7 protein-coding genes are annotated in these 9,884 nt (G+C 73.0%); 3 read left to right on the top strand and 4 right to left on the bottom strand.

The features are described 5' to 3' along the window. Positions 1-164 precede the first annotated feature (164 nt). Positions 165-1,136 (top strand): aldo/keto reductase, encoded by a 972-nt coding sequence (locus ACRX5S_RS09630; RefSeq protein WP_436772401.1) that lies wholly within the window; start codon positions 165-167, stop codon positions 1,134-1,136. 313 nt (positions 1,137-1,449) lie between these two features. Then, entirely contained in the window at positions 1,450-2,055 is a 606-nt protein-coding gene (locus ACRX5S_RS09625; RefSeq protein ID WP_436772400.1) for a septum formation family protein, read from the top strand. A gap of 167 nt (positions 2,056-2,222) precedes the next feature. On the opposite strand, the gene ACRX5S_RS09620 is transcribed toward ACRX5S_RS09625, so the two are convergent. From ACRX5S_RS09620 to ACRX5S_RS09605, 4 genes are all read right to left on the bottom strand, one after another. After that, positions 2,223-4,544: a HelD family protein gene (locus ACRX5S_RS09620; RefSeq protein WP_436772399.1), complete on the bottom strand. Its 2,322-nt coding sequence runs from the start codon at positions 4,542-4,544 to the stop codon at positions 2,223-2,225. Between the two features lie 661 nt (positions 4,545-5,205). Continuing rightward, a complete protein-coding gene (locus ACRX5S_RS09615) occupies positions 5,206-6,789 on the bottom strand; it encodes a fibronectin type III domain-containing protein (RefSeq protein ID WP_436772398.1) in 1,584 nt (527 codons plus the stop codon). A 611-nt stretch (positions 6,790-7,400) separates the two neighbouring features. Continuing rightward, the gene (locus ACRX5S_RS09610; protein WP_436772397.1) at positions 7,401-7,904 is read right to left on the bottom strand and encodes a hypothetical protein; all 504 of its coding nucleotides are present in this window, start codon (positions 7,902-7,904) and stop codon (positions 7,401-7,403) included. A gap of 792 nt (positions 7,905-8,696) precedes the next feature. Then, positions 8,697-9,617 (bottom strand): SDR family NAD(P)-dependent oxidoreductase, encoded by a 921-nt coding sequence (locus ACRX5S_RS09605; RefSeq protein ID WP_436772396.1) that lies wholly within the window; start codon positions 9,615-9,617, stop codon positions 8,697-8,699. 142 nt (positions 9,618-9,759) lie between these two features. Here ACRX5S_RS09605 and ACRX5S_RS09600 point away from each other — a divergent pair. Beyond that, the coding region (locus ACRX5S_RS09600) for an SDR family NAD(P)-dependent oxidoreductase (RefSeq protein ID WP_436772750.1) at positions 9,760-9,884 on the top strand (125 nt) is incomplete at its 3' end.

The raw sequence follows: 9,884 nt of genomic DNA, 5'->3' as shown, positions 1-9,884 counted from the left end.
GGGGGCCCCCCCCCCCCCCGCCACCACCTGCGTGACACCCGTGCCGCCGCGGGCGGGTGAGGCGGCATTCGGGCGGATGCTCCAGTGGGGTGCTTGACTTCGAGTGCGCTCGAAGGGGGAGGCTGGGCCGCGTACCGCAACCCGCGCGACCCGAGGAGCACCGCATGAAGACCACCACGCTCGGAAGCGGCGGCCCGGCCGTCGGCGTCATCGGACTCGGCTGCATGGGCATGACGCACGCGTACGACCCCGCCGGGCGCGACGACGCGACCTCGATCGACGTGCTGCACCGGGCCGTCGACCTGGGGGTGACGCTGATCGACACCGCCGACGTGTACGGCCCTTACACCAACGAGGAGTTGGTCGGACGCGGCCTCGCCGGGATCCGCGACCGCGTGGTCCTGGCGACCAAGGTCGGCCTGGCGCTCAAGCCGGAGGGCGAGCGCAAGGCCGGCATGGGCGGCATGCGCTTCAACGGCAAACCCGAGCACGTCCGGCGCTCGATCGACGCGAGCCTGCGCCGCCTCGGCACCGACCACGTCGACCTCTACCAGCTCCACCGTGTGGACCCCGAGGTGCCGATCGAGGAGACGTGGGGCGCACTCGCGGAGGCCGTGGCGGCGGGCAAGGCGCTGCGGATCGGGCTGTCGGAGGTCTCCGTCGACGAGATCAGGCGCGCCCAGGCCGTGCACCCGGTGGCCTCGGTGCAGAGCGAACTCTCGTTGTGGACGCGGGACGCGCTCGCCGAGGTCGTGCCGTACTGCACCGCGCAGGGCATCGCCTTCCTGCCCTTCTCGCCGCTCGGACGCGGGTTCCTGACCGGGAACTTCGCCACCGTGGACGACCTGCCGGAAGGCGACTGGCGCCGCGGCCTGCCGCGCTTCCAGGCCGACACCATCGCCGCGAACCAGGCCCTCGTCGCCGCCGTACGCGCGATCGCCGACCGCCTCGGCGCCACCCCGGCGCAGATCGCGCTCGCGTGGGTCCGCGCGCAGGGCGAGTACGTCGTCCCGATTCCCGGCACCAAGACGCCGAAGTACCTCGCCGACAACGCGGGAGCGGCCGATGTCACGCTGTCCGCCGCGGACTTGGCCGACCTGGACGCCCTCCCGGCCCCCGAGGGCAGCCGCTACTGACGCGGTCCATACCCGCCCTGGTGTCCAATGGGGTTGGCGCACGGGGCATCGGGGCGGGGAGGGCGAGGTGCGGTCGGGCTCGACTGCACAGCAGATCCGTTTCTTCTGCTACACGATTGATACACCGTCAGGAAAGTTGTGATACAAAGCACTTGTAGCCACGGCGAAGGCTCGCGGTGCGGAGGCACCGCTTGAGCGCGTGGCATCCCACAGGCACTGGCAAAAATCAAGGGTTGCCTCCCTCTGACCTGGGGTAGGGGGCGGCACCAGACTCGTGCGGGTCCACTCCACCACGAGAGGTTTTCGTCCCCCTATGCGTGCTTTCCGCTCCCCTCGCAAGTCCGCGATTCGCGCAACCGCCGTGGCCGCCTCCGGGGTCATCGCCATGGCAATGCTGGTCGGCTGCAACGACGACGACAAAGACAAGTCGCTGACCCCGCCCCCGGCGCCGACCTTCTCGATCCCGAAGATCGACATCCCGGACATCGACATGCCGGACATGCCGAGCAACCTGCCCACCGGCACGAAGCGTCCGACGGAAACCGGCACGAAGCGTCCGACGGCGACGGACACCGGCAACGAGGTCGAGGCCGTCAAGCTGTCGAAGGGCGAGTGCGTCGACCTGGACTCGCGCGGCGAGATCACCAAGACCTCGTGCTCCGGCTCGCACTCCGGCGAAGTCGGCGGCGTCGCCACCCTGCCCGAAAGCCCGCAGCCCGACTCGCCGACCTTCGACTCGACCGCCGAGGCGAAGTGCGAGGACATGGTCGGCCCGATCATCGACCGGCAGACCAACGCCGACGACCTGTCCTTCAGTTACTACACGCCCACGCCGGAGAGCTGGGAGAACAACGACCGCACGCTCCAGTGCATCATCGTGCGTGCCGACAAGGGGAAGCTGACGGGCAAGCTCAGGTAATCGGCTCCCGTCCGAGCACGTTCACGCCTGAGCGGGTCACGCCCGAGCTGTCCGGCCCCGAGCGGCCGTCGCGCACCATGCGGCGGTAGCTCGGGGCCGTTTGCTGCGAGCTGCGTGCTGCGTGCTGCGTGCTGCCCCATTCTCCGGCCCCCTCGGCCGTTTCGCGGCTACTCCGGCGACGACCCCAGGCCCGTCAGGTCTTCCGCCCATGCTCGCTCCGCCTCCCCGTCGCCGGTGACGACGACGAGGGAGCGGGTGGCGCGGGTGAGGGCGACGTACAGGGTGCGCAGGCCGCTCGGGGACTGGTCGGCGATGTGCTTGGGGTCGACGATGACCGCGGCGTCGAACTCCAGGCCCTTCGCGTCCAGCGCGTCCATCACCTGGACGCGGGGCGGCAGTTCGGCGAGGGCGTCCGAGATCGGCGTGGTCTCGCCGACCGGGGTGACGACGCCGACGGTCCCCTCGACCTCGTCGGCGAGCCGGGCCGCGGCGGCGCGTACGGCCGCGGGCAGGTCGGCCGCGGCGAGCAGTGTCGGTCGCTCGCCGCCGGTGCGCACCGCCCGGGACGGCGTCGCCCCCGGCACCGCGCGCCGCAGCACCCGGGCCGCCACCGCGGCGATCTCGGCGGGGTTGCGGTAGTTCGTCGTCAGCACGAACTCGTGACGGCGCCGGTCCCCGAGCGCGTCCGCCATGGCGGCGGCCGAAGCGTCCAGGTCCTCCCACGCACTCTGCGCCGGGTCCTCCACGACGGTCCAGGTCGCGTGCCGGCCACGGCGCTTGAGCATCCGCCACTGCATCGGCGCGAGGTCCTGCGCCTCGTCCACGACGATGTGCGCGTACTCGTCCGGCTCTTCGTCCTCGTCGCGGCGGCCGCGCCCGGAACGGGCCATGCGGTCGGCGTACGTGGTCACTTCGCTGATCTCGTCGGCCGGCGCCGACGAACGCACGCTCTCCCCCGTGAAGATGTCGTAGCCGTCGACGACGTAGGGGTTGTCCTCGTCGGGCGCACCGGGCGTGCGCGGGCGCTGCCGGGGCAAGGGGCCCACCAGGCCGTCGAGTTCGTCGAGAAGCGCGACGTCGAGGAAGGACACCTCGCCGGTGCGGGCGGTGCGTTCCCAGGAATGCGCCAGCAGCGTCACCTGGTCCCGGGTGAGGCGGCCACGCGCGGCCCGGTCGACACGTGCCGGGTCGGCGAGGCCGCGCAGGATGTCGACCGGCCGGACCAGCGGCCACCACGTGTTCAGGAAGACCGCGAACTCGTCGCGCGCCGCGACGTCTTCGAGGAACGCGTCCTTCTCGCCGCGGGCCGCGCCACGGGACGCGAGCCGCGACCACAGCTCCGCGAGCACGGTCTTCGCCGCCGCGACGCGCTGGCCGTTCGGCCCGCGGCGGGCCCGGTGCAGCAGATCGCGCCGGATTCGCCGCAACGCGCCCGCGTCGAGCACGACTTCGGTCCCGCGGTGCCGCACGCGCAGCTCGTGCGGGGCGCCGGGCGGCGTGGCGTCCACCGCACGCCGCAGCAGCGGCAGTATGGCCGTCGAGCCCTTGAGGCGGGCCACGGCGGCGGTGTCGTGGTACGCGGCGGTGATGCCGTCCACCATGTCGCCCAGCGAGTGCAGGACCGCGCCGCCCTCGCCGAGCGACGGCAGCACGCGTTCGATGTACGCGGTGAACCGCGGGTTGGGGCCGACCACGAGCACGCCGCGCGACCCGAAGCGCTGCCGGTGCCGGAACAGCAGGTACGCCACCCGGTGCAGCGCGACCGCGGTCTTGCCGGTTCCGGGGCCGCCGCGCACGATGACCGAGCCGTCGGCGGGGGCGCGAATGGCGTCGTCCTGCTCCTGCTGGATCGTGGCCACGATGTCGCGCATGCTGCCGTCGCGCGTCCGGCTCAGCGCCGCGAGGAACGCGCCGTCGCCGACCACGACGAGGTCGTCGGGTGCGGCGTCGGGGTCGAGCAGGTCGTCCTCGATGTCGACCACCTTGTGGCCGCGGCAGTGCAGGACGCGCCGGCGCACGACGCCGCGCGGGTCCTCGGGCGTGGCCTGGTAGAACGCCTCGGCGGCCGGGGCACGCCAGTCGACCACGAGGATCTCGCTGTGCTCGTCGCGCACCCCGATGCGGCCGATGTGCCACACCTCGGCGTCGCCGCGGTCGAGGCGGCCGAAGACGAGCCCGTCGTCGGCGGCGTCCAGCGTGCGGGCCCACAGCTCGGCGCGGAACACCATGGTGTCGCGCTCGACCAGCGAGCCGACGGTGCCGACCTGCGCCTGCTTGTAGCCCTCGCGCACGAGCGCACGGGCTTCGCCGCGCATGGCCTCCAGGCGGACGTACGCACGGTCGATGTGGCGCTGCTCCGCCTCGATCTCGCGCTGCTTGGCGTCGAGCGCCGACGCCTCCGGCGGGTCGGCGGGTTCGGCGGACGCTTCGGGACCGTCGGCGTCACGGGCGACACCGTGCGGCTGCCGCCCGGGTGCGGGCAGAGGCATCGAGCTGGCTCCTCGTACAGGATTGGGCGAACAGTAGACCCTAGTACGCCCACTTCGATCCGAACGCCAACCCTGCCCCGCGGGCTTGCCGAACGAGGCTCCTGCGGGACGGAGCGGAAGGCGCGACGAAGGGGACGAACCGCCTTACGAACGCTCCGCCCGGGGGCACGTCGGGAGATCCGCAGGCGGGGTTCGGCCGATCTGGGGCGGGCTGCGTTCGGCGGCGGATGGGCGGGGCTGCGAGCAGAAAACCGCGCGACACGACGTGCAGTCTCCTTCGCGCCGCGTAAGCGCTCCGCTGGGCGACGCAGCGCGAGGCCACGACGTGGTGCGGCCAGTACGTAGGCCGCCGGTTGGCGAGACGACGACTCGCGAGCACCGCGAATCGCCACACACGCACCCGGACTCGCGCCCACGCGCGGTGAGCGCTCCGCAGCGCACGCGCGGCGAGTCGGTGCGCGAGGAGAGAGTCGCGCAACAGGACGCAGATGCCGCCCGTGTCGCGCGGTATCGCCCCTTGTCGCATGGCGTCGCCCCGTGTCGCACGGTCTGCGCGGTGTCGCGCCGTGTGCGCGGTCTCGCGCGTCCGAGCCTGCGGATGTCGTGCGCGCGTGCGGACGACTTCGCGACACCTTCCGCGTGCCGCCTCACCGCGTGGGCTTCAGCGGCGGGCCCGCAGGCGCTTTACCGCTACTCCGGCCGCGATCAAACCCACCGCTCCCAGGAGGGCCCAGGCCCATACCGCCATTCCCGGGCCGTTGTCGGAGCCGCCGCCTGCGGTGCTGGGGGTGCGAGCGGCCTGCGCGTTCGGTGGTGTGGCGGTGGCGGTGGGGTCGCTCGGGGGTGCCGGCTGGACGGAGAGGGCCAATTGGCCCTCGGCTTCACGGGCGGGGGTGGAGGTGTCGGCGACGCGGATCGTGAAGGCGTGGTCGCCGGGCTCGGTGGCGGTGCCGGTGAGCGTTCCGGTGAGCGGGTCGAGCGTGAACCCCGGCGGCAGGGACTCCGCGGACCAGCGGTACGGCTCGGTGCCGCCCTCGGCCTGGAGCGTGGCCGTGTACGGCTGCCCGACCAGCGCCGGGGGCAGGACCGTGGTCGTCACCGCCAGCCCCTTCGCCGGGGTCACCGTCGCGCCCGGGCTCGCCTCCGAGTTGCCGACCGCGTTCACCGCCCGCACCTGGTAGATGTACGCCGTGTCCAGCGTCAGCCCCTTGTCCGTGTACACCAGCGTCGCCGGGCTCACCGTAGTGAGCAGCGCGGGCGTCGGCTGCGGGCCGCCCGCGCGGTAGACCTGATACCCCGTCACCGGACTGCCGCCGTCATCCGCCGGCGGCATCCACGACAGCACCGCCTCGCCGTCCCCCGGCGCCGCGGTCAGGGTGCCGGGCGGGCCCGGGATGGTGATCCCGACCGCGGTGAGCGTAACCGTACGGGTGCCGCCCGGCATGTTGCCGGTGATCGTCAGCGTCCCGGTCAGGGGGCCCCGCGCCGTCACGGCGACCTGCACCGCGATGCTGCACCGCCCCCCGACCGGGACACGGGTGTTGGCGGCGCAACTCGTCCCGGTGTTCTCCACCGCGAACGGCGGCGTGGCGACGATCGAGGTCAGGCTGAGCGGCGCCGCCCCGTCGCTGGTGAAGGGGATGTTGCGGATCACCGCCCCCGGCGCGTTGACGGGGCCGAAGTCGGCGCCGGGGGGCAGGTCGCCGATGTCCCCGGCCGGGATCGTGAAGACCAGGACCGCCCGCGCCGCACCTCCGTTCGCGCCGGGCTGCGTCGCCGCGTCGGGGAACACCTGCGTGTCGGGCGGATAGGTGACGCCCGTGGTGCCACTCGCCGCGGACAGCCACGGTTCGGTGGAACTGCCCCAGAAGGTGGTGGAAACCGGGTCGATGGCGACCATGACGACCTGTCCCGGGCGCAGCTTTCCGGACGGACTCACGGTGGCCTTGCCGGTGGCGACCGAGCCGGGCTTCCCGGCCAGGACGTCGGCCGTGCCGTACAGCGACACGGACACCGCGACGGCGTCGCCCGGCACCGTCACGCTGTTGTAGCCGGCCTGCGTGATCTCGACGGTCTGCTCGGTGGTCGAGGCGGTCGGCAGCAGCGCGGGCCGCGCGTCGGCGGCGGGGGCCGTGCGGGGGGCGGTGTCCGGCGGCGGCCAGGATGCCGCCGCGGCGGGTGCGGCGGCGGCCAGCAGCAGCGCGGCGGCGAGGAGCGCGGACCGCTTGCGAACCCGTTCGACCATGGTGTTGGGGACCCCCCGTGGGCTGCGTCCGGAACCGGACGGCGTCGCAGCTCACGTGTGCCCGGTCGGTCGTACGCGCGGATGGTAGCGCTGTGCGCTCACGTCCGGGAGAGCCCGCGGCGCGGAGATCACCCGATCGACGGCCGGGGTGCGTGCAGGTGGGCGATTGCGCCGGTTTCGCACGCCACGCCGACGGCCGTACGGCGGGCTGGGCGGGCGGCGCGCCCTCCGGCACGCCCTCATACGAACTCGCCTGGGCCGACGCTGTTCGGGGACCGCGCTGCTCGGGCTCGCCGCTGCGCGGATCGCGCTGCTCGGGGTGGCCACTGCTTGCGGGCGCACTGCGCGGGATTGCGCACGCGGGATTGCGCGACTTGTCATTGCGCCACAAGTCGTGCGCAACTTGGGGTCGCCCTGCTCGGCGTGCGCATCGCCCTGGTCACCGCGGGACATGCTCGACACGAAGTCGCACCGCGCGGGATCGCGTGGTGGGCGCTCTCCGCTACGCGGGGCGGACAGGGACCTGCCCGGTGACCAGCGGCCGACAGGGGTTGGAGGCCGGCCGGCAGTCACCGGGCAGGAGTTTGTCGGAGACGGATCGCACCTGTGGGTCAGGACCCGTCGTGCGGCGGACCGACGCGCAGGCCGCGCCCGTCGTCGAGATCGCCGTCGACGTCGTCGATGCCGTCCGGGCTGTCGGTGCTCCCGACGCCGTCGATGTCGTCGGCGGGGCCGGTTGCGGATCCGGTCGCGGTCCCGGCGACGGATCCAGTGTCGCGTGCGCGGGCCGTCTCGGCGGGCATTTCGGGTGGCGTGTCGCCTTCGAGCAGCCATTCGCCGCCGACCTGGCGCCAGCGCAGCGGCCCCTGGTCGCGCAGCGGCGCGTCGTCGTGCGGCGACTCCGGCTCATGCCAGGGCTGATTGGCCGTCAGGTAGGCGTCCCAAAGAGCCACCTGGCGGCGCGCCCGTTCGACCACGCCGGGACGCTTGCGCTCCGGACGCGGACCGGTGGGCCGCCAGTCGCGGCCGTCGCGCGAGTCCGAGCCGAAGAGCGGGCCGAGCACCACCGCGACCGCAAAGAAGGCTATGAGCAGACCAGTTGCCGCGTACTCCACTTTCCGTACCTCCCCACCACGTCGACCGAGGACTTCGCGGGGCCGCGGCGCTGGAGGCGGTACGCGGCGCGGGCCGCGTGCGATCCTCCGGCCGGGGTGACGGGCTGATACTCCGGATCGGCTCGCTCCCGCCCTCGGTCGCACCCAGTCTTGGCCTGCCAGAGGCAAGATCAAAGGGCCAATCGTGGTCCGGTGGCCTGGGCCAATCCGTGGACTGGTCCACCAAGGGATGAGCCGACACGTCCTCGACGGGGCCCGCGAACGGGCCGGCGAACGGGTCGGTCCACATGGCCGCCACGCGCGGCCCGGCAACAGACGTCGGGCGCCCGGCGCGACCGCGCGCACGCCCCGGCGCCGGTCCACTTCCGGGTGAACCGCCGCATGGTACAGAGGCGGCGTGCCGCGGGACGGGATGCGCCAGACCAGCACGCCATGGCCCGTGCGGAGGACCTCGTACGGCCCGAAAACACCGGTCTGCCAGCGGCAGGGGCCACCTGTCGGGCATCGTGGGTGCGTAGGATCTCCGAAGCGGGCGGACCATCGCCCGGGTGCCGAACCCCCGCTGTCGGCTGCGCCGACGAGCGGGTGAACCGGCAGGCGCGCACCTCCCCCCAGCGCGCCGCCGGCATGGGGTGGGCCCGCAGACATTCCCCCCGTCTGCGGGCCCATCTCTCTTTGTCGCGGCGGTTGTTCACCGCAGTTGACCGCGGCGGTCGTTCGCAGCGGAGCGCCGCGGCACAGGTCACGGTGGTGCCTGTCGGCGCTTCCCCCGCGGCACTCCCCGCGCCTCGATCAGCCCAACGGGAACTTCTCGCCGACCAGTTTCTCCGACAGCGTCCACAGCCGCACCGCGGACTCCGGGTCGCGCGCCCACGGCGCGTGCTTGGTGCTGATGCCGCAGTCCTCGGTGTACACGCCGCCCTGGTCCGCGAGTTCGGGCGCGGTCGCGGCCCACACCTGGGTCGCCGCGCCCGCCGGAATGGACTTCATCGCGGGCATGTCGGCGCGCGTGATCTTCGCCTGCAAGGACGCGCCCTGCTCCTTGTTCATGTAGCGGCCGAGGTTGGTGCGGATCATGCCGGGGTGCACCGCGTAGGACCGCACGCCGCGCGCGGCGAGCCTGCGGTCGAGTTCGACGGTGAAGAGCACGTTGGCCGTCTTGGACTGGCCGTACGCCTTCCACGGCTGGTACTCGGTGCTCTCGAAGTTCGGGTCGTCCCACAGGATGTCGCTCGCGAGGTGGCCCCCCGAGCTGAGGTTGACCACGCGCGCGGGCGCCCCGCGCAGCAGTGCCGGCACGAGCAGATTGGTCAGCAGGAAGTGCCCGAGATGGTTCGTCCCGAACTGGAGCTCGAAGCCATCCGCCGTGCGCCCCATGGGCGTTGCCATCACGCCCGCGTTGTTGACGAGCAGGTCGACGCGTTCGTGCCGGTCCAGCAGCCAGGCGGCGAACGCCCGTACGGACGCCAACGAGGTCAGGTCGAGTACGCCCGCCTCCACCGACCGCCCGGGCCCCGCGTCCGCGGCGACCGCCTCGGCGCCCTTGGCCTCGTCCCGCGCGGTCAGCACGACGTGCGCGCCCGCGCCCGCCAACACGCGGGCGGTCTCCAGCCCGAGCCCGGAGGTGGCGCCGGTGACGACGGCGGTACGCCCGGACAGGTCGATCCCGGCGATGACCTCGTCGGTGGTGGTCTCGGGTCCATACGTGGGCATGGCGACTCCTCAGATACTTGACTCGATCATGCACTATGCGCCACCCGCCTTCTCCTGACAAGGCATCAGTAGTCTGATCCCGCAAGTCCGCTGGTTCGCACGCCGCGACACGACAGGTCGCAGGCACAACGGGAGGACGGCCATGCTCGAAGGACGCGGTGCGGTGGTCACAGGGGCCGCTCAAGGGATCGGCCTGGAGATCGCCAGGGTCTTCTGCGCGAACGGGGCGCGCGTCGTGCTCGGCGACCGCGACGGCGAGGCGGCGCG

The sequence above is a fragment of the Yinghuangia sp. YIM S09857 genome, from assembly GCF_051388915.1.
Taxonomy (GTDB): domain Bacteria; phylum Actinomycetota; class Actinomycetes; order Streptomycetales; family Streptomycetaceae; genus Yinghuangia.
This window is presented reverse-complemented; position numbering and strand designations above follow the sequence as displayed.